The following is a 19,549-nucleotide window of genomic DNA, read 5'->3' on the forward strand; positions in this document are numbered from 1 at the left end:
TCCTACTTCAGAACAGAACCTTACGCTACTCCTGCCAACCCTTCAGGCACCCCCTGATGAATAAGCCGGGCTAATGAGAAGGTTCTGCCGGATGCGGTTTGACGTTTGAAGCTCATGCTGCCAGCGCTTCTAGCCGATCAGTCGCAGGGCGCCAGTTCCATGCCAACAGGCTGTGCAGATCGTTGATCATTACCTCTTCATTCAGGGGTCGGTTCCGGCTGAGGGCGAAATGACACCCTAAGCGAAACGGCAAGAAGGGGTGGGGAGCGGACATCGCGCCCCCGCCTTGCGTCATCCTGAACTTGTTTCAGGATCCATCGGGCGATTGGTGCCGGAGCGTGGTGGCTCGTGCCGCCATCTCGGTTGGCCGATCATAAACTGGGCTTTCGGATTGATGGACCCTGAAACAAGTTCAGGGTGACGGCTGATTTGGGGTGGGGCGCGGTCATCCGTCATCCCGGCGCATGCCGGGACCGTGGGCAAGTCTTGAGGCGATAGCTATCGCCAGGGCGCCCGGACGTGAGGCTGCTTCTAAAGACAGCCCACGGTCCCGGCATGCGCCGGGATGACGACCATTGGGAACGTCTGCAACGGGGCGGATGCTGCCCTTCACCATTCCGCCGGATGGATGTCGATCAAATGGATCAAATGTCAGTGAGATCCTCAGGGTACATCCCACCGCGCTGGCAGAAGAGAGCCCATGTTTCCTTCCCCTGTGCGGTTACGATCATGCGAACCGGTAAATCGACTGCGAGCGCGATAAGGCCGAGGCGGACAAGCGGGCCAATGCTCCTATCGCTGATCACCCTGTCAGGGGTGTACCCTCCTGCCACGAGTGTCCATCCGGGCGTTCCGCGTTCGGTAATAGCCGGAGCGAGATGGCCGTCACGTGGGAGATCGGTATCGCGGCCCAGGGTGTATAGGCAGATACTCCAGAAGGCATCTCGCGGTCGTGGTGGGATCAACGCCCATTCCAGCGGGCCGGCATCATCCTGTTCGGGCGCTTGAACGGCTGCGGCCGGGTCGTCCCGGACTCCATCGCGGTACGCGCGCTCTAGCGCCTGCGCGATGGCGCCAGCAGTGTCGACGGCGATCCCGTACTTCCGATTGTAGCGATCCTTGGCGACAATGCCTCGGGCGATTTCGCGAAACCGCGCCTTGCGCCGGGGATCGGGACGCAGCCGTCCAGACGCCCCGGTCATGTCGTCACCGTGACATCAGGGCTCACGTTACCCCGTGCGCGAGCCACGATCCCGGCGACCGTGTTCTTGCTGAGTCCCAGGTCGCGAGCGATCCAGCGATAGCTCCGCCCCTCGGCGATATGCGCCAACACTTTGGGCGCGAGGCGGTCCGACTTGGGTCGCTCCCCCAGTTGCCGGCCGAGTTTGCGGCCACGTGCCCGCGCTGCAGCAAGGCCAGAGCGGACCCGCTCGCTCAGCATGTCGCGCTCGAACTGGGCTATACCTGCGAGCATCGTCGCCATCATCCGCCCATGCGGCGTATCGACCTCGAACGTCATGCCGCTCATCGCGACCACCGACACGCGCCAGCCCGACAGCCGGTTGAGTGTATCGAGCAGGTCCTGGGTCGAACGCCCCCAGCGACTGAGTTCGGTAACGAGGATCGCATCGATATGGCGTGCCTGCGCCAGCTTCATCACCTCAGCCCGCGCCGAACGGTTTGCCTTCATGCCCGACGCGGTTTCGCGGAAGACCTCGACCACTTCATAGCCGCCACGCTCGGCAAAGCCGGCCAGGTCGCGGAGCTGCCGTTCGCACGACTGGTCGGCTGTCGAAACGGGCATGTCGGATTTCTTTGACGCCCGCGATCTGAAGGTCACCATCTCCGGCAATCCGAGCCCGCACCTGATCTATCACTTCGCGCTGGTCTATTCCGGGTGGGAGCATGCCGAGGTCGTGCTGGGAGGAGAAAGCTTCACGGCGCTGGCCTGCGGCCTTCAGAATGCGCTGTGGCAGCTTGGCGGCGTGCCGCACGAGCATCGCACCGATAGCCTCTCCGCGGCGTTCGCCAACCTGGAGCAAGATGCCCAGGAAGATCTGCGGACCCGCTATGCCGCCCTGTGCGCCGATTACCAGATGGAGCCCACCCGCAACAATCGCGGGGTCGCCCATGAGAATGGGTCCATAGAAAGCCGTCATGGTCACCTTAAGGATCGGCTCGATCAGGCACTCCAGTTGCGCGGGACACGTGACTTCGCCTCCATCGAGGACTGGCGCACGTTCCTCGCCCAGATCGTGGGCCGCCACAATGCCCGGCGGCGCGATGCCTTGCGCATCGAAGCTGAGCACCTGCGCCCGTTACCTTCACGCCGCAGCTGCGATTATGATGAAGCTACGGTGCTCGTCACCTCATCGGGCGGCTTCGTGCTGCGCAAGGTCTTCTACACCGTGCCTTCCCGGCTCATCGGCCATAGCCTGCGAGCCAGGATCTTCGATGACCGGATCGACCTTTATCTGGCCGGGCAGCCCATCGAGACCCTGCCACGCGGGAGGGCGCCCGATCGCGGACGGGGCGGTCATGACCACGTAGTCAATTATCGGCACGTGATCCACAGCCTGCGTACCAAGCCCCACGCGCTGGCAAACCTTGTCTATCGCGACAAGCTCTTCCCTCGCAGCGAATATCGCCGCTGCTGGGATGCTCTGGAGGGTGCGCTTCCCAAAGCCGCCGCATGCCGCAGCATGGTGGGGCTGCTGTGGCTTGCGCATGACCAGGCCTGCGAGGCTGAGCTCGCCGCGACCCTGACCGGCATACTCGATGGCCAGGGTTTACCCGATCTGAGGGATCTGCAGGAGCGCTTCCAACGCCCCGGCAAAGAGCCGGCCGATGTGGTCGTCGATATTCCCCAGCCTGACACATACGACGATCTGCTCACCGCCAGGGAGATGGCCGCATGAGCATCACTGTCGACACCGCCCAGCTGCCCATGTTGCTTGGCACGCTGCGTCTGCCCACCATTGCCCGTCTCTGGCCGGACTTCTGTTCACGAGCGGACAAGGAGGGGTGGCCGGCTTCGCGCCTGCTGGCAGCCTTGGCCGAACTGGAACTCGCCGAACGCGAACAACGCCGGATCCAGCGCCATCTTACAGAAGCACGGCTGCCTCCCGGCAAGACCCTGGATGCCTTCGACTTCAGCCTCGTTCCCACCTTGAGCAAGGCCCAGGTCATGGCTCTGACCCAAGGAGATGCCTGGCTCAAGGCGGGCCACAATCTTCTGGCATTTGGTCCGCCCGGTGCCGGCAAGAGCCACGCCGCAGCCGCCATCGGCAACGAGCTCGTCGCGCGCGGATACCGGGTCTTCTTCACCCGAACCACCGATCTCGTCCAGCGTTTGCAGGCCGCACGTCAGTCCCTGACCTTGACCCAGGAGATCGCCAGGCTCGACCGCTTCGACCTGCTCATCCTCGATGACCTGTCCTACGTCCGCAAGGACCAGGCAGAGACCAGCGTCCTGTTCGAACTCATCTCTGCCAGATACGAAAGGCGCTCCATCATGATCACCGCCAACCAACCATTCAGCGGTTGGGATTCCATTTTTTTGGATAAGGCAATGACTGTCGCTGCCATCGACAGGCTCGTTCACCACGCCACTATCCTGGAAATGAACGTCGAGAGCTATCGCAGGCGATCCGCCCTGGCCTCAGCGACATCGCTCCGCGACAGTGCTCCTGATCCAGCGACATCGCCCAGCGACATCGAAACCATGCCAGCGACATCGCTGCGCGACAACGCCTCTTGATCCAGGCCAACCTCGTGTGACACTATCCCCAACGTCACCGCTGACACATCACCATCAATGTCGCTGACCAGTCACCGACGATGTCGCGCTACACGCATCCACGCTTTCGCCATGGCGGATTGCCAGATCGCGCCAGAACGCCGTTTCAGCGAACATTTCCTCGCGCAGCGCCTCTTCGATAGCGGTCTGACCGCTGGCGACGGCCTCGTTCTCCAGTTCCTGCAAAAGTGCCATCACCATACGGCCGGTGCTCAACCGATCCTGCAACAGCGACGTGAACACGTGATCAAGCTCGGCCCACCTCGGGGCACCCTCTTCCTGTAAAGCGGCCTGCGACTGCCGCCAGCGGCTAGATACCGCGATAGCCTTGAACGCGATCTGCGCGATGAGCCGCTCGCGATTGCCGATGTGGTAATTGATTGCCGACGGGCTCATTCCTGTCTTTCGCGCCAGACTTCGTGCGCTGAGCGCTGCCAGACCGCTCTCTTCGGCAAGGTCATACGCGGCCTCACTCATCCGCTCTGCCTGGGGCGAGGCTTCATCGGACATATATCGCAAGCGACTCAAACCTGACACCCTTCTGTACAGCCGTTCGAATTAAGCTCCGCCCGAATTCGGCTGGCTTTCCCAATCTAGATAGAGCCTCACCACACCGTTGCCAAGTTTGCTCCCTGAGCAGGACGGCATCGCGCATATCGCTTCGCCGACGGCGCATCCGCACAGGATACCCACGAGCGTTTCTCCGGCTGTCATAGAAGATTCACACGATACACCTACCTGTACAGCCGTTCGATTCGGGCAGGGGGTCCTATGAAGTATTCACACATCCATCGATGGGCGGGGTCCCGGCGTATGCCGCAACGGCCTGTCGTCTCCGACTAGGCCCCTCATTGTCCTGAGCGACGCGAGATCCACCCCCGATCCGGGCGGTGGCCGATGTCGCTCGCCCTCTTCTGACATACATGTTCCAAGGACTGATTTCATGGCCAGCTCATCGCAGCACAAGTTCCGCCGCGTTCATCTGCTATCCTCCGCCTTCGCTTCCCTGACGATCGCGGCTCCCCCGGCTTACGCCGCCGACGATCCTGTCGAGGCAGGTGGCGACATCATCGTCACGGCCCAGAAACGCGACCAGCGGCTGATCGATGTTCCATCGGCAGTCAGCGTCCTGTCTCCAGAGGCACTGCGCGAAGCGGGCGTCAAGGACTTGGTGGACGCGTCCCGCCTGACGCCGGGCGTGGTCGTTTCACCGCAAATCGCCGGAGGTCGCACCATCCAGACATTCACCATCCGCGGGATCGGATATGACGATTTTCGCCCTAACGGGAATCCCTCCGCAGCGGTGAGCGTCGACGGGGTCTATCAAGGTTCGGCCGCCCTCGTCGGAGGGCAAATGTTCGATGTCAGTCGCATCGAGATACTCAAGGGACCGCAAGGCACGCTCTATGGCCAGAACACCACTGCCGGTGCGGTCAACATCATCTCCAATCAGCCCGGCAATACACTTCAGGGGAACGCTCGTGTCGAGTATGGTCGCTTCAATTCCTGGCGCGCGGAAGCCGCGATAGGCGGCCCGCTGCTCGACGGAGTGAAACTGCGTCTTGCCGGCGTGTACGACAAGACCGACGGCTTCATCACCAATACTGGCACCGCCGGTCGCAGCGGTTCCGCAGTGCCCGCCCTGCCACCTCTCACCGACCCCGGCATCGACCACAAGGCCGGTCGCTCGAAATACTATGGCGGTCGCGCGATCCTGGTTCTGGAACCGAATTCTGGAACGCGCATCACCCTGAACGCGCATGCGTTCCGCGAAGTCGGAGCAGTACAGTATCTCGAGCGGACCGCCACGCTTGGCGGCATCGAGCCGAATGCGCCATATACCGTTGATTCAGCACTTCCCCCGGAACTGAGGAAATCCAGCTACGGCGGATCCTTCACGCTGAACCAGACGATCGCCGACGATGTGCTGCTAGTGGCAATTTTGGGCTACGAACATCTCAAGCAGCATTACACAAGCAATGGCGACATGTCGCCATTGCGCCGCAACGACGCGACCTGGGACGATCGTGTCGCGCAAGGTACCGCCGAGTTGCGCCTTCAAAATGCATCGCCCGGACCGATCGACTGGGTGCTCGGCGCTAACATCTATCGTGATAACGTTCGGATGGAAAGCGAGCTGGATCTCGCCGACGCACTGCAAACGATCATAGGGGCCGACTACACGCAGCGCCGTCGTAGCCTCGCGGGATTCGCCGATGGTAGCATTAAGCTGGGACATGGATGGAAAATCGGTGCCGGCGCTCGGTACACCCGGGACAGGACCCAGTTCCGCGGATCGACAATTGATCTCGATCCCTACGGGGTGAGTCTCGCGCCTGTCGCCTGGCCGCCCTTGCCGCTGATCTTCGACCGCAAGTTCTCCGACAGCAGCGTGTCAGGTCGCCTGAACCTAAGTTACGAGGTGTCCCCGTCCACGACTGCCTACGCCTCGATCAGCAAGGGTTTCAAGTCGGGTGGTTTTGACGGATCGACTTCATTAACCCTGGCAGAGACCGACCCATTCCAGTCGGAGCGTGTGTGGACTTATGAAGCCGGCGTGAAGTTCCTCCCGCGCGGCGGTCCGGTGCAGATCGAGACTTCCGTATTTTATAACGACTTCAGCAATCTGCAGGGCAGTCTCAACAAGCTGGTGGGCGGCCTCCCCTCGAACATCAGGACCAACGTTGGAAGTGCCCGTACCTTCGGTGCCGAGGCCAACATCACGGTTCGTCCGTTCGACGGCCTGGAAATACAAAGTGGCGTGTCGCTGCTTGAAAGCAGGATTCTCGAAATGGATTCCGATGATCCTGCCGAGCGCGAGCGCAGAATTGGCAATGCGCTCCCGTTCGCGCCCAAGCTGACACTGACGGGTGCGGTCCGTTACACGTTCCAGGCCGGAGAAAACTTTACGATTACGCCATCCATCAATGGTCGATTTATTGATAACTACTTTACCGAACTCGACAACTACCAGGATGTCAAAGGGTATTTTCTGGGCAATGCGCAGCTGGAAGGAAAGTTTTCCGACCACCTCACCGTGACCGGCTGGGTGCGCAACTTCACCAATAAAAGATACGCGACGACCCTTTACGTGGCTCTGCCCGTCTACGCGGCATTCCGCGGCGCGCCGCGCACTTATGGCGTTTCGCTCGGCTACACTTTCTGATCAGCCAACCAACATACAAGCAACTATTGGAGTTTAACATGACCCTCCTTGGCCATTGGACGCGGCAAATTGCGTTCTCATCGGTGGCGGCTATGGCGCTCGCTGCCGGGACAGCCGCCCAGGCGAACAGCCATGACGGCTCTGTTGCAAACTCTGACACGGTTTCCAAGATTGGGCTCATGTACTGTCAAGGTCAGTTGCGATGAACGATTTCAAAGGACGGCATTTTACCGGCGAGGTCATCCTATGGGCGGTGCGCTGGTATTGTCGATACGGCATCAGCTACCGTGATCTCGAGGAAATGCTGTCCGAGCGTGGGATCGATGTCGATCATACGACGATCTATCGCTGGGTGCAGCGCTACGCGCCGGAGATGGAGAAGCGTCTCCGCTGGTTCTGGCGGCGCGGCTTTGATCCGAGCTGGCGTCTGGATGAGACCTACGTAAAGGTGCGGGGCAAATGGACCTACCTGTACCGGGCGGTCGACAAACGGGGCGACACGATTGATTTCTATCTGTCATCGACACGCAGCGCCAAAGCGGCGAAGCGCTTTCTGGGCAAAGCTCTTCGTGGCCTGAAGGACTGGGAAAAGCCGGCCAAACTCAATACCGACAAGGCACCCAGCTACGGCGCAGCAATCGCTGAGCTGAAACGCGAAGGCAAACTGGCGGCGGAAACCGAGCACCGGCAGGTGAAATATCTGAACAACGTGCTCGAGGCCGACCACGGCAAGCTGAAGATGCTGATCAAGCCGGTACGTGGCTTCAAGTCGATGCCAACGGCCTACGCCACGATCAAGGGCTTCGAGGTCATGCGCGCCCTACGCAAAGGACAGGCCCAGGCATGGTGCCTGCAGCCAGGTATCATGGGGGAGGTGCGCCTGGTTGAAAGAGCATTCGGAATTGGACCCTCGGCCCTGACCGAAACCATGATTATGCTCAATAAGCATTTCGCCAATGCTGCCTAATCCCCCAACTGGGTGACGCCGCGCGGCCGTGCCCCATGTTTGCAACAGAGCCAATCAATTCATCCCAGGAACAGAAACATGCTTCGAAACGCCACGAGATCATCAGCCGCTCTGGTCCTCGTTTGCTTGCCGGTATTTGCCGTTACCGCGCACGAACGTCATATGCACAGCATCGATGTGCCGGCGCCGCAGCCGGGCGCCGATGCCGGAGAAGCGCGCTGGCTGGCGGGCGATCATCACACTCACAGTCGCTTTTCGACCGGCTATGACGAAAAGGCCGACCCGCCGACGCCGACCGTGGGCGGTGATGCGATATACCCGATTCCCATGAACGCCCTGATGGCGCGCAAATTCGGTTTGGACTGGATGGTGGCGACCGATCATGGCGGCCCCAATCATAGCAAGGTCAACCACGACCACGCCTATCCCGAACTGCTGCGATCACGACAGCTGGTGCCGGAATTGGTGCAATTCTTCGGCATGGAATTCGATACGCCCGGAGCGGATCACAGCAGCATCATCGTTCCGGCAGGTGACGACGAGGCCGACCGGTTGCGCGAGCTGGAGAAGGGCTACGGCGCCCGCGAGGCGTGGCCCCGCGATCCGTCGCGCAACAGTGAAGGGCGAATGCTGGACGCATTGCGGACAATGGATGCACAACAGCCAAAGCCTGTTCTTTTCGCACACCATCCCTCGAGGTCCGCAACCGGCATGGGCAAATACGGCCTGACCACCCCTTCCGGATTGCGTGGCTGGAACGATACCGCGCCGGAAGTCGCCATCGGGATGGAAGGTGCGCCGGGCCATCAGGCCGCCGGTCAGGTCGGCGAAAGTGTCGGCCCTTCGCGCTATGCGGCCTATTTCGGCGATGCGATCCCGCGCGGGGCCTATGGCGATTTCCCGACCATGGGTGGTTTCGACCAGATGACCGCGCGGCTTGGCGGCTTCTGGGATTCCATGCTGGGTGAAGGACGACGCTGGTGGATTACCGCCAACTCAGACTCACACATCAACTGGACCGAAGGCGGTTTCGACTTCTGGCCTGGCGAATATTCGAAGACTTATGTCCACGCGCCAAAGAACCCCGCATCGATCATCGCCGCCATGCGCGCCGGACGCATTTTCGTGACTACAGGCGATCTCGTGTCGGAACTTGAGATTCTGTTGGGAACAGGCGCCGATGCGCGTCCGATCGAATTCGGTTCCACCATAAATGCAGGCAATGGTGAGCCGCTTCACCTTACGATCCGCTTTCGGGATCCCGACGGATTGAATGCCAATGGCGACAATCCTGCCGTTCACCATATTGACCTGATCCGCGGATCGGTGGGCACGAAATCCGCCGATCCGAATCTTGATCGGAATCCGAGCACGCGCGTCGTGGCGCGCTTTACCGAGGCGGAATGGAAGCGAGAGGGCGAATGGCGCGTGATCGAAACGGCTCTCGAACCGGTCGCAGGCGATGAATATCTCCGTCTGCGCGGGACGAATACTGAGGATGCCGAGCCGGCGCCCGATGCCGAGGGCGAAGACGCATGGACTGATCTCTGGTTTTATTCCAACCCGGTTTTCCTTGGCTCGTCGATGCGCCGCAACCCCTAGGAGCATTTCCACTGCCATTGGCAAAGATCCTAATACGGCAATTGGCCCCGACAGCCGATGCTCATTCTGAACTTATTGGGCTCTGTTGCAAACTCTGACACGGTTTCCAAGATTGGGCTCATGTACTGTCAAGGTCAGTTGCGATGAACGATTTCAAAGGACGGCATTTTACCGGCGAGGTCATCCTATGGGCGGTGCGCTGGTATTGTCGATACGGCATCAGCTACCGTGATCTCGAGGAAATGCTGTCCGAGCGTGGGATCGATGTCGATCATACGACGATCTATCGCTGGGTGCAGCGCTACGCGCCGGAGATGGAGAAGCGTCTCCGCTGGTTCTGGCGGCGCGGCTTTGATCCGAGCTGGCGTCTGGATGAGACCTACGTAAAGGTGCGGGGCAAATGGACCTACCTGTACCGGGCGGTCGACAAACGGGGCGACACGATTGATTTCTATCTGTCATCGACACGCAGCGCCAAAGCGGCGAAGCGCTTTCTGGGCAAAGCTCTTCGTGGCCTGAAGGACTGGGAAAAGCCGGCCAAACTCAATACCGACAAGGCACCCAGCTACGGCGCAGCAATCGCTGAGCTGAAACGCGAAGGCAAACTGGCGGCGGAAACCGAGCACCGGCAGGTGAAATATCTGAACAACGTGCTCGAGGCCGACCACGGCAAGCTGAAGATGCTGATCAAGCCGGTACGTGGCTTCAAGTCGATGCCAACGGCCTACGCCACGATCAAGGGCTTCGAGGTCATGCGCGCCCTACGCAAAGGACAGGCCCAGGCATGGTGCCTGCAGCCAGGTATCATGGGGGAGGTGCGCCTGGTTGAAAGAGCATTCGGAATTGGACCCTCGGCCCTGACCGAAACCATGATTATGCTCAATAAGCATTTCGCCAATGCTGCCTAATCCCCCAACTGGGTGACGCCGCGCGGCCGTGCCCCATGTTTGCAACAGAGCCCTTTTCAACATTCTCATTGGGAGGTCTTATGACCAAGCGTAAATACATCAACACAATGATTTCGTCTTTTGCGATGCTCGTAAGCAGTATGCTTGTGGCCAGCGAAGCTTCCGCCGAGTTCGTGGCGCAGTCGGACGATCGCCCGCCGTCGCCCTCGCGGCTGATCTTCCCTGATACCCAGGAGGGCTATCATGTCCTCGCCGGCGATCTGCACCTTCATACGGTCTTTTCCGACGGCTCCGCATGGCCCACGCTGCGCCTGGCGGAAGCGGCCCATGATGGGCTCAAATTCGTGTCCTTCACAGAGCACGACATCATCACGCCGAAAATCCGCGACACCGGAACCAACAAAAACCGCAGCTATGAAATCGGGCGCGCTTTCATCGATTCCGGCATGCTCGGACTGAAGGGTATGAGGCTCTCCCTCGGGGCTGAGATCACGCGTGGCATCGGGCACTTCAACTGCCATTTTCTCAAGGATGCCAATGCGCTGAACCCAGCCAAGATCCACTACAGCACGTTCAAGCAGACCGGCACACAGCATCAGGTGGACTGGAACCGAACCGGTCCGGTGGAAAAGGACCTGGAGGCGCGGTTCCGTGAAGCGAAGCGCCAAGGTGGCATCTGTCAGTGGAATCATCCCACCTTCCCATCTTCCATCCCCGGAGATGCCGTGGTGACACCGTTTCTCGAGCGGATGTTCAAGGAGGGCCTGTTGTCAGGCATCGAGGTCGCGCAGAGCGACTTCATCCACCCTGCGGCCATGGACGTGGCTCTGAAATACAATCTCTACATCGCTGCGACGACCGACGCCCATCTCGGAACGACCATGGAGCAGGAAGCGGCCGGAATGGACCACCGCGTGACGACGTTGTTCCTGACGCGAGGCGACGATGAAAGCGCCTTCAAGGATGCCCTGGAAAAGCGTCGCACTGTCGGCCTGTTTCGAGACACCTTCTTCGGCACCAAGGAGAACGTCGGGGCCGTGATCAATTCGGTCTTGAAAATGTCTTTCACCAAGTACTCGCCTTCGGAGATGCTGATCGGCAACATGGGTGAGATGGAGATCAAGAATTCCGGGCCGATCGACATCGAGCTGGAGATTCTCCAGCCTGGGTTTCGTCTGCTGAACTACCCGCGCTTCGTTAAGGTAGCGCATGGATCGAAGATCACCTTGAAGGCGCTGCAGATCGATGGGCCGAATTTCAAGGGTATCAAAGTTCGCGTGATCAATTCGCTCGTGACGTCGCACGATCAGCTGGAGTTTTTCCTTCAAGCGCAGCCGTTCGATCTGAACGCCATTACCGGCAAAGGTACGCTGGGCGGAATTCCCGCCGATCTCGACGGTTGGATGTAAAGAATAGTGACGACGGGGCGGCCATGGAGGGCTTTCTCCATGGCCGTCCCCAGTTCACCCGAGCGCACGACTTCAGTCGCCCATGGGCCGGTAGGGTTCGAGCAGTCCCAGGCGATTCAGGCATTTATGAGTACGACCTAGACGCGTCTCCGACATGGTCCCTCCCGAGCTATAACCGGGGGTTGAGTAGCAACGGAACAGAAAACCTACATAAGGCAGCACGCCTCAAGGCCGCGGGCCATTCCGGAAGGGCGCGAAGTGGTGGTTAGCTGCCGTCCCTCCGACGCCCCTTGATCCAATTTGTTAGCGACCGAACACCCAAACCAACCGCTGCGGCTATCGCGATTGCCCCACCTAGCAGCGGCCAGTCTAAGCCTCTGTGGCATTCGGCATCTGGCGCACAGTCGCCGAGCGAACTCACGATGAAGACGACCCCGATGAGGGGAACACCGACAAAGGCCGCCATACCGCAGCCGATCTTTCCACCTAGCGTGCTGCTGTCCCGATACTCGCTCATGGGCTCGAAGCTATCGCTTTCCGCGACGTCCGCAATTGGGGCGGAAGCGGCCGTCTGGTTTTTCCAATAAACCCCGGTTTGATGCGAAGCGGGCCGGCGATTACGATCGGACCGCTGGATGACCCTCAATCTCACATCTACCCATCCAGAAACCTATAGCCGGTAAACCCATCCTTCGATAGATTAATGCAAGAAGGAGCGGGCGTCGATGCTGATCGGATATATGCGGGTGTCGACAGGCGAGCAAAATCTCGATCTACAACGCGATGCGCTGGATCGTGCCGGATGCGACCGGGTATTCGACGACGTGTGCTCGGGCCGTGCGACCGAACGGGCTGGGCTCGACAAGGCACTCGACATCATGCGTGATGGCGACACCCTCGTAGTCTGGAAGCTCGACCGGATCGGACGGTCGCTACCCCACGTCGTTGGGCTGGTCGGCGATCTGCAGAAGCGCGGGATCGGCCTTAAGGTGCTGACCGGCGATATCGACACGACGACCGTTACGGGCCGGTTGGTGTTCGGTATTTTCGCTACCCTGGCCGAGTTCGAGCGCGATCTGACCCATGAGCGTACAATGGCGGGGCTGGCCGCGGCCAGGGCGCGAGGCCGTGCAGGTGGTCGGCCGCGGGTCATGACGAAGCAGAAGCTGAAGGCCGCGATGGCGCTGACGGCGGATCGCGACAATGCCGCACGCGATGTTGCACTCCAACTCGGCGTGTCAGTGTCGACGCTTTATGCTTATGTCGATGCGAAAGGTCAGCCGCGAGAGCGGGCCAGCGAATTGCTGGGCAAGCGCGGGGTTCGGCCTAAAATAGCAGCATAGGCCGAGCAGTGCCGGTCAGCTTTCTCTCGGACGAGCAGGCACGGCGCTATGGTCGCTTCGCCGGCGATCCTACATCGGACCAGTTGGCGCGCCATTTTCATCTCGACGATGCAGACCGGATGTTCATCGGCGCGCACCGCGGCGATCACAACAGGCTCGGCGTTGCGGTACAGCTTGGCTCTTTGCGGTTGCTCGGTACCTTTCTCGAAGATCCGGCACAGACACCGGCGTCGGTCATGCGGTTCGCAGGCAGCCAGCTGGCGATCGACGAGCCGTGCGAACGGATGGCGCAATATTGCGCGACCAAGGGACGATGGCGGCACGGCCCGCGCATCCGCGACCATTATGGCTACCAGGTTTTCTCCGATCCACGCATCGCGTTCCGATTGCATCGTTTCCTGTACGCGCTGTGCTGGACGGGCACCGATCGGCCATCGGCGCTCTTCGATGCAGCGGCGACGTGGCTGATTGAATCCAAGGTGCTGTTGCCAGGGCTGTCCGTCCTCGAGCGCGATATCGCACGAGTCCGCACACGGGTCGCCACACACGTTCATCGCCGTCTCATCGACAGGCTGACGTCAGAGCAACGCGCCCGGCTCGACACGCTGGTCGCCGTTATTGGCGACGGGCGGCAAAGCCCGCTCGATCGACTGCGTGACGGTCCATACCTGCAAAGCGGACCCGAGATCAGCCGCGCCGTTGATCGCCTTACCGAAATCCGCACGTTCACAGCGGGCTTGCCCGAACTTGACCGGGTGCCACCCGGCAAGGCGGTCGCATTGGCGCGATTTGCCGGTGCGGCGCGGGCGCAGGCGGTGGCCCGCCTCCCCGACGATCGGCGCGCTGCCACCCTCGTCGCGTTCATCCGCACCCTCGAAGCGTCGGCCAGCGACGATGTCATCGACCTGTTCGACGTCGTGTCGACCAGAATGTTTTCCAACGCGCGCATCAACGCCAGGGATGCTCGGATGCGTTCGCTGCGTGATCTCGATGCCGCATCGCTCCGGCTTCGCGATGCCGGCGTCGTGCTGCTCGATGATAGCATCAGCGATGCGCAGGTGCGCGCGGCCGTGTTCGCGCTCGTCGACCGGGCAGCGCTGACCGACGCCGTCGCACAGGTGAACCTTCTCGCGCGGCCGAACGACGAGAGCTATTTTGTCGAGTTGCGCCAGCAGGCCGGGACGATGCGCTATCTGCCGAAGATGCTGGCAGCGCTCGATCTTGCAGCCGCGCCCGCAGGACAGCCGCTGCTCGACGCGGTCGACCACCTGCGAAGAGTTCACAGGGGCGAGAAGCGCCGTGGACCGCCACCAACATCGTTCGTCCCCAAGGGGTGGGCGCGCCAGTTGAAGAGTGATGACGGTACATTCGATCTGACCGGATACCGGCTTTGTACGCTCGACCGGCTACGCCGCGCCATTCGCCGTCGCGACGTCTTTCCTGTTCGCTCGCTTCGCTACGCCGACCCGCGCAAAGGCCTGCTGACAGGAGCCGCCTGGGAAGCGGCGCGACCGACGGTATGCCGCACGGTCGGCGTGGCGGTCGCTGGCGACGAGGAGATCGCCAGGCTGTCCGCGCGGCTCGATCTCGCCTACCGCGAGACAGCGGCGCGCGTACCGGACAACGATGCCGTGACCATCACGAAAACGGCGAGCGGCGCCGACCTGTCGATCGCACCGCTCGACAGGATCGACGAGCCACTCAGCCTCACCGATCTCCATAGGGCAATCGACGCGCGCTTGCCGCAGCTGGATCTTCCCGAGCTGATCCTGGAGATGCATGCGCGAACCGGTTTCGCGGCGGCGTTCACGCATGCCAGCGAAGGCAATGCACGCGCCGAGGATATAGCGACGACGATCTGCGCGGTGCTTGTCGCGGAGGCCACCAATACCGGATTCGAACCGCTTGTCCGTCCCGAGGTGTCCGCGCTGCGCCGGTCACGGTTGAGCTGGGTGAAGCAGAACTTCATCCGCGCCGAGACGCTGACCACAGCCAACGCGCTGCTGGTCGCGGCCCATAACAGGATACCACTGGCCCGCGTTTGGGGCAGCGGCGAGGTCGCCTCTGCCGATGGACTGCGTTTCACCGTGCCAGTCCGCACGATCCACGCCGGCCCAAACCCGCGCTATTTCGGGCGCGAACGCGGCATCACCTGGTACAATCTGGTTTCTGATCGCTTTTCCGGGCTGAATGCTCTGACGGTGCCCGGCACGTTGCGCGACAGCCTCTATCTGCTTGCCGTCGTGCTCGACCAGGAAACCGAATTGCGGCCAGGCGAGATCATGACCGACACAGCCGGCTACACCGACACGATCTTCGGCATTTTTCACCTGCTCGGGCTCCAGTTCTCGCCGCGCATCGCCGACATTGGCGGCGCGCGGTTCTGGCGTGTCGATGGCAAGGCCGATTATGGCGTGCTGGATGACCTCGCCGCGAATAGGATCAACACCAGGCTGATTGTCGAACATTGGGATGATCTCCTTCGACTGGCCGGATCGCTCAAACTCGGCGTCGTGCGCGCGACCGATCTCACCCGTGTCCTTCAGACCAATGATCGCCCCACCAGGCTGGCACGTGCCCTTCAGGAGCTTGGCCGCCTCATCAAGTCACTCTACATGCTGCGGTTCATCGACGACGAAACCTACCGGCGCCGGATCCTGGTCCAGCTCAATCGCGGCGAGAGCCGCCACCTGCTTGCCCGCACCATATTCCACGGCAAGCGCGGTGAACTTCGCCAGCGCTACCGCGAAGGGCAGGAGGATCAGCTCGGCGCGCTCGGGCTCGTCGTCAACCTGGTCGTGCTCTGGAACACGATCTACATCGACGCGGCGGTCAGCCAGCTACGCGCCGAAGGCCATGTGATCCTGGACGAGGACGTCGCCCGCCTCTCGCCGCTTGGTTCCAGGCACATCAACATGCTCGGGCGCTATGCCTTCACCATTCCCGACATCGTGGCGCGCGGCGAGTTGAGGCCGCTACGCGATCCTGGTGCCACAGGTATCGACGATGCTTGAAGCCCCTTATGTAGGTTTTCTGTTCCGTTGCTACTCAAACCCCAGCTTGGGGCCGACTGGGCCTTATAAGCGTGCGCGCACGCTTATTCTTGCCAACCCCTTAAACTTGAGCCAGTTATGACGCGCTGATTCCGCCTTGGAGTCGGCGATTCATCTGTTGCGTGCGGGGTGGCTCCCCGAGGCGACAGGGCAACAAAAAACCCTCGCTTGGCTGAGCGAGGGCTGTTTGTGCCACCGAAGGTGAGCGCGTCTAACTTGGCTCCCTTTATCGGTGGTGCGGCAGCGAAAGTCAATCTCGAAAGCGTGCTTTCGGGAGCGATGGCGCTTGGCCTCGCGGGACCGACGAAGGGAGGTCCGCATGACCACTTCCATAGGCGCCGTGCTGCGTAGCACTGGCCTCGCCAAGATCGACCGCGCCTTGCTAGCGCGTGCCGAAAAACCGCGCGTCAAAGTCTGGGCCGGCAGCATCGCCGTAGGCCACGAGAAGCGGGCGAAGGCCTACACGCCGATCCGCAATGCTCGCCAGATGCGCGAGATGATCGAAGCCGCAAAGCTCTACGAGCGGCAGACGCTCGCGCAGCGGCGGACAACCACGCCGCGCATTCGTAACGGTGCGATCGGACAGGCCGGCATCCAGATTATCGAGTTCCTGGCCCGCGTCATCGACTATAGCACCGGCGCGTTGTTCCCCAGCCTTCACACCATCATGGAGGGAACCGGCCTCAGCAAAAATTGCGTCGTTCAGACGCTTTCGCGCCTCAAAGAGGCGCGCATTATCGACTGGTTCCGGCGCTACGAGCCGGTTCCCGATCAAGAAGCGCAAGGCGCTGGCCCGCGCATCAAGCAGGCCACGAACGCCTATCGCTTCCTCTTCCCCGCCTTCCTCTCCAAAATCTTCGCCGCTCGCCGCCGTCGCGGCATCGCGGCTGACCCAGCCCCCGCTTGCGAACAGTATCGCCAGATCGAGGCGGCGCGCGACATGGAGCGCATGAGGGATCAGCTGCCCCTATGGGAGCTAACCCGTGAAGAGCGGGACAAGCGCGAGCTGGCCGATATTCTCGCCAGCTTGGGCGAAGCGATTGAGGCGAAAGAACGTGAGTCATCCGCAAGTGAAGATAACCGGCGGAGATATTTATATTGAATGGCCCTAGTCGGGCCATGCGCGATATTGGCATATATCCCGGCCGTTTGCCCGCCTCCGTGAAATGTGTATAAATCCCAATGTAGGGATACCGTTGACGAAAGAAGTTCGATGCAGATGGACGTCGAAGCACGCGCACGTCGGATCGTAGCGGATATGGGCGGCCACTGGCGCGGCTCATATGGCATGGTTTGCTGCCCAGCCCACAACGACCGCAATCCGTCGCTCCAAGTCACCCCCGGCAAGAAGGCCGTCCTGTTCAAATGTTGGGCCGGTTGCAGCCAGGAAGCCGTATGGTCCGCGCTCAACAGCCGCAAAATCAATCGTCACACCAGCGGCGAGACGGTCGATCGCGCGCCTGAACCCTCGCGCCGGAAGCTCGCCCTGCAACTATGGGATTCCGCCGTGCCGATCGCGGGCACCGCGGCTGAACGCTATCTGCGTTCGCGCGCAATCGACCCGACCGGCCTCAAGGTTCGCTTCGCACCGCGCTGCATCGTTGGCCCGCCCGATGCCCGCGAAGAGCATCCTGCCCTTCTCGTGCCGTTCGAGGCCGATGAAGGCATAATCGCCGTGCAGCGGATCTTGCTCGATCCAGCAACCGGCGAGAAACGCTACCATGCGGCGCTGCGCGAGGCGAAATTGACGCTTGGCCTGGTCCGACATGCCGCCATGCGGATCGGCGGCCAGCCACCCGGCGACGTGCTGCGCCTCGCGGAAGGCTTCGAGGAAGCCGTTTCCGTGTCCCAGCTTAGCGCCGGGAAATTTAAGGTATGGGGCGCGGGCGGCATTCGCCGCTATGGCCTGATCGCGATCCCCGAACGCATCCGCAAAATCGTCATCTACTCGCAACACGGCCAGGAAGCGGCACAGGCCATAGAGGACGCGCGCGGCCACCTCACTGCCAACGACCGCGAATTGAAAATCATCCTCCCGCCAGCCCCGGCGCCGATGGACTGGAACGACATTCTTCAGGAGAAAGCCAGGTGCTGATCCGAGGTTTCAAAAAATGGCCGCGAAATCAGCAAATCGCGTTGCCGATTCTCTCTGTTTTCGCGTTCGGTGCGCTGTTCAATCAGATGCAAGCAAGGAATAGCGAGCCAGTTTCGATCCACGTCGAGAACCCGCGCATTATCGACGGCGATACGCTCGAAACGCTCGATAAAAAGCGGGTGCGGTTGTCGGGAATCGATGCGCCGGATGAGGACGGTAAGGGCAATGTGCCCAAGATCGCAGCGCAGCTCTATTTGGAAGAGCTGGTGAAGCAAAATGGCGGCATGGATTGCACCAGCGATTTTCAGGACGAAAAGCTGACGATCGAGCCGATATGCAACACGCGGCGGACAAGCTGGGGCCGGTCTAACCTGTCGTGCCGGTTTCGGTCGAATGGGGCATCTGTTTCGGCAACGATGGTACGCCATGGATATGCCGTTGATTACAGGCAACATTCAGGGCTGGCCTATGCCCGTTTCATGAAAGACGCTGCCGATGAGCGACGAGGCCTTTGGGGTGTCGATTACGAGGCGATGAGGAATCTGGCGATCGAGAGGGGCCAGCTGCCGAACAAGTGCAAATGATCGGAGCCGGGAACCTGCCCTATTCCACCACACGGCTGCGCCGCGCGGCTCCACGGAGCCAGCAAAGCCGTCTCCGCCCATTCGGGTGACGGTCAGGGCTATAAGGGAAGATTAGCATGAATGATGCGATGCGAACGACGATGCAGGCCGCGCCCAGGCACAGTGCATCGCCGCGCGTCGAGGCAATCGCGGCATGGCTGATCGCCGCGCTCATTCTCGCAGGCGGCGGTATCGTTGCACGCCTGATCGTCGATTATCCGCGGCTCCTGCCGAACAGCTATATCGGCTTCCTTATCTACCGCGCTGGACCCACGATTGCGCTGCTATGGGCCTGTGCCGGCGCTGCGATCGCGATCAATGCCGCGACGACACGCCTGATGCTCTTGTCCGCATTGTGCGGATCAATCGTTGCGGTTCTCGCTCTCGCCATTCTCTAGCCGCTAAATGTGCGGCCCTGGGCCGCGCCTTGCCGGTGGTGGCAGCTGCCACCGGGGGGGAACACCAAGGGCACCCGCCCTTTCGTTCCCGAAGCATAATCGACAGGACCGGGTTGCTCGACAAGTTCGGCCAGTTCCGGCGCGCTCATCCATGGGCGCCGGGGCCGATGCCGATATAGTCGCCAT

Annotated in this window: 16 protein-coding genes and 1 pseudogene; 13 read left to right on the forward strand and 4 right to left on the reverse strand. The window is 61.2% G+C overall.

Annotated elements, in window-relative coordinates:
* Positions 1–644: 644 nt before the first annotated feature.
* A complete protein-coding gene (locus tag V2I08_RS18815) occupies positions 645–1,202 on the reverse strand; it encodes a hypothetical protein (protein ID WP_004213004.1) in 558 nt (185 codons plus the stop codon).
* On the reverse strand, positions 1,199–1,804 hold the full coding sequence (locus V2I08_RS18820) for a recombinase family protein (protein ID WP_086485403.1): 606 nt from the start codon (positions 1,802–1,804) through the stop codon (positions 1,199–1,201). The genes V2I08_RS18815 and V2I08_RS18820 overlap by 4 nt, the downstream gene beginning before the upstream one ends.
* On the opposite strand from V2I08_RS18820, the gene V2I08_RS18825 reads away from it, so the two are divergent.
* Positions 1,803–2,918 (forward strand): DDE-type integrase/transposase/recombinase, encoded by a 1,116-nt coding sequence (locus V2I08_RS18825; protein ID WP_010409293.1) that lies wholly within the window; start codon positions 1,803–1,805, stop codon positions 2,916–2,918. The two genes, V2I08_RS18820 and V2I08_RS18825, sit on opposite strands and share 2 nt — an antisense overlap.
* Positions 2,915–3,760 carry an IS21-like element helper ATPase IstB gene (gene istB, locus V2I08_RS18830; protein WP_006949666.1) on the forward strand — a complete coding sequence of 282 codons (846 nt, stop codon included), beginning with the start codon at positions 2,915–2,917 and terminating at the stop codon, positions 3,758–3,760. Before V2I08_RS18825 ends, istB begins: the two co-directional genes overlap by 4 nt.
* 54 nt (positions 3,761–3,814) lie before the next feature.
* Here istB and V2I08_RS18835 read toward each other — a convergent pair whose 3' ends face one another.
* Positions 3,815–4,309, reverse strand: coding sequence for a TetR family transcriptional regulator (locus tag V2I08_RS18835; RefSeq protein ID WP_006949668.1), 495 nt, complete (start codon positions 4,307–4,309; stop codon positions 3,815–3,817).
* 433 nt (positions 4,310–4,742) lie between these two features.
* On the opposite strand from V2I08_RS18835, the gene V2I08_RS18840 reads away from it, so the two are divergent.
* From V2I08_RS18840 to V2I08_RS18890, 11 genes are all read left to right on the forward strand, one after another.
* Entirely contained in the window at positions 4,743–6,965 is a 2,223-nt protein-coding gene (locus V2I08_RS18840) for a TonB-dependent receptor (RefSeq protein WP_349636361.1), read from the forward strand.
* 202 nt (positions 6,966–7,167) lie between these two features.
* Positions 7,168–7,932: an IS6 family transposase gene (locus V2I08_RS18845; protein ID WP_006949122.1), complete on the forward strand. Its 765-nt coding sequence runs from the start codon at positions 7,168–7,170 to the stop codon at positions 7,930–7,932.
* Positions 7,933–7,944: 12 nt separating this feature from the next.
* Positions 7,945–9,534, forward strand: a complete 1,590-nt coding sequence (locus V2I08_RS18850; protein WP_349636362.1) for a phosphoesterase — start codon at positions 7,945–7,947, stop codon at positions 9,532–9,534.
* 143 nt (positions 9,535–9,677) lie between these two features.
* On the forward strand, positions 9,678–10,442 hold the full coding sequence (locus V2I08_RS18855) for an IS6 family transposase (protein WP_006949122.1): 765 nt from the start codon (positions 9,678–9,680) through the stop codon (positions 10,440–10,442).
* A gap of 80 nt (positions 10,443–10,522) precedes the next feature.
* Complete coding sequence (locus tag V2I08_RS18860) at positions 10,523–11,851, forward strand: hypothetical protein (protein ID WP_006949123.1); 1,329 nt, start codon at positions 10,523–10,525, stop codon at positions 11,849–11,851.
* A gap of 725 nt (positions 11,852–12,576) precedes the next feature.
* Positions 12,577–13,194 (forward strand): recombinase family protein, encoded by a 618-nt coding sequence (locus V2I08_RS18865; RefSeq protein ID WP_006960595.1) that lies wholly within the window; start codon positions 12,577–12,579, stop codon positions 13,192–13,194.
* Between the two features lie 8 nt (positions 13,195–13,202).
* Positions 13,203–16,208, forward strand: a complete 3,006-nt coding sequence (locus tag V2I08_RS18870) for a Tn3 family transposase (protein WP_006960593.1) — start codon at positions 13,203–13,205, stop codon at positions 16,206–16,208.
* Between the two features lie 358 nt (positions 16,209–16,566).
* The gene (locus V2I08_RS18875; protein ID WP_059153610.1) at positions 16,567–17,349 is read left to right on the forward strand and encodes a hypothetical protein; all 783 of its coding nucleotides are present in this window, start codon (positions 16,567–16,569) and stop codon (positions 17,347–17,349) included.
* A 111-nt stretch (positions 17,350–17,460) separates the two neighbouring features.
* A complete protein-coding gene (locus tag V2I08_RS18880) occupies positions 17,461–18,342 on the forward strand; it encodes a toprim domain-containing protein (protein WP_059153609.1) in 882 nt (293 codons plus the stop codon).
* Entirely contained in the window at positions 18,336–18,926 is a 591-nt protein-coding gene (locus V2I08_RS18885; RefSeq protein WP_020819817.1) for a thermonuclease family protein, read from the forward strand. Before V2I08_RS18880 ends, V2I08_RS18885 begins: the two co-directional genes overlap by 7 nt.
* A 116-nt stretch (positions 18,927–19,042) precedes the next feature.
* Entirely contained in the window at positions 19,043–19,363 is a 321-nt protein-coding gene (locus V2I08_RS18890) for a hypothetical protein (protein ID WP_020819818.1), read from the forward strand.
* Here the strand turns inward: V2I08_RS18890 and V2I08_RS18895 are convergent.
* Positions 19,360–19,549 (reverse strand): annotated as a pseudogene (locus V2I08_RS18895) (hypothetical protein); the annotation flags it as partial. The gene V2I08_RS18890 and the pseudogene V2I08_RS18895 sit on opposite strands and share 4 nt — an antisense overlap.

This window comes from Sphingobium sp. MK2 (assembly GCF_040170545.1).
In the GTDB taxonomy this organism is placed as follows: Bacteria; Pseudomonadota; Alphaproteobacteria; order Sphingomonadales; family Sphingomonadaceae; genus Sphingobium.

Excerpts from the sequence above, each read along its gene's own strand:
- V2I08_RS18815 (WP_004213004.1), bottom strand. The coding sequence starts at position 1,202 with ATGACCGGGGCGTCTGGACGGCTGCGTCCCGATCCCCGGCGCAAGGCG.
- V2I08_RS18825 (WP_010409293.1), top strand. The coding sequence starts at position 1,803 with ATGTCGGATTTCTTTGACGCCCGCGATCTGAAGGTCACCATCTCCGGC.
- V2I08_RS18820 (WP_086485403.1), bottom strand. The coding sequence starts at position 1,804 with ATGCCCGTTTCGACAGCCGACCAGTCGTGCGAACGGCAGCTCCGCGAC.
- istB (WP_006949666.1), top strand. The coding sequence starts at position 2,915 with ATGAGCATCACTGTCGACACCGCCCAGCTGCCCATGTTGCTTGGCACG.
- V2I08_RS18835 (WP_006949668.1), bottom strand. The coding sequence starts at position 4,309 with ATGTCCGATGAAGCCTCGCCCCAGGCAGAGCGGATGAGTGAGGCCGCG.
- V2I08_RS18840 (WP_349636361.1), top strand. The coding sequence starts at position 4,743 with ATGGCCAGCTCATCGCAGCACAAGTTCCGCCGCGTTCATCTGCTATCC.
- V2I08_RS18845 (WP_006949122.1), top strand. The coding sequence starts at position 7,168 with ATGAACGATTTCAAAGGACGGCATTTTACCGGCGAGGTCATCCTATGG.
- V2I08_RS18855 (WP_006949122.1), top strand. The coding sequence starts at position 9,678 with ATGAACGATTTCAAAGGACGGCATTTTACCGGCGAGGTCATCCTATGG.
- V2I08_RS18860 (WP_006949123.1), top strand. The coding sequence starts at position 10,523 with ATGACCAAGCGTAAATACATCAACACAATGATTTCGTCTTTTGCGATG.
- V2I08_RS18865 (WP_006960595.1), top strand. The coding sequence starts at position 12,577 with ATGCTGATCGGATATATGCGGGTGTCGACAGGCGAGCAAAATCTCGAT.
- V2I08_RS18875 (WP_059153610.1), top strand. The coding sequence starts at position 16,567 with ATGACCACTTCCATAGGCGCCGTGCTGCGTAGCACTGGCCTCGCCAAG.
- V2I08_RS18880 (WP_059153609.1), top strand. The coding sequence starts at position 17,461 with ATGCAGATGGACGTCGAAGCACGCGCACGTCGGATCGTAGCGGATATG.
- V2I08_RS18890 (WP_020819818.1), top strand. The coding sequence starts at position 19,043 with ATGAATGATGCGATGCGAACGACGATGCAGGCCGCGCCCAGGCACAGT.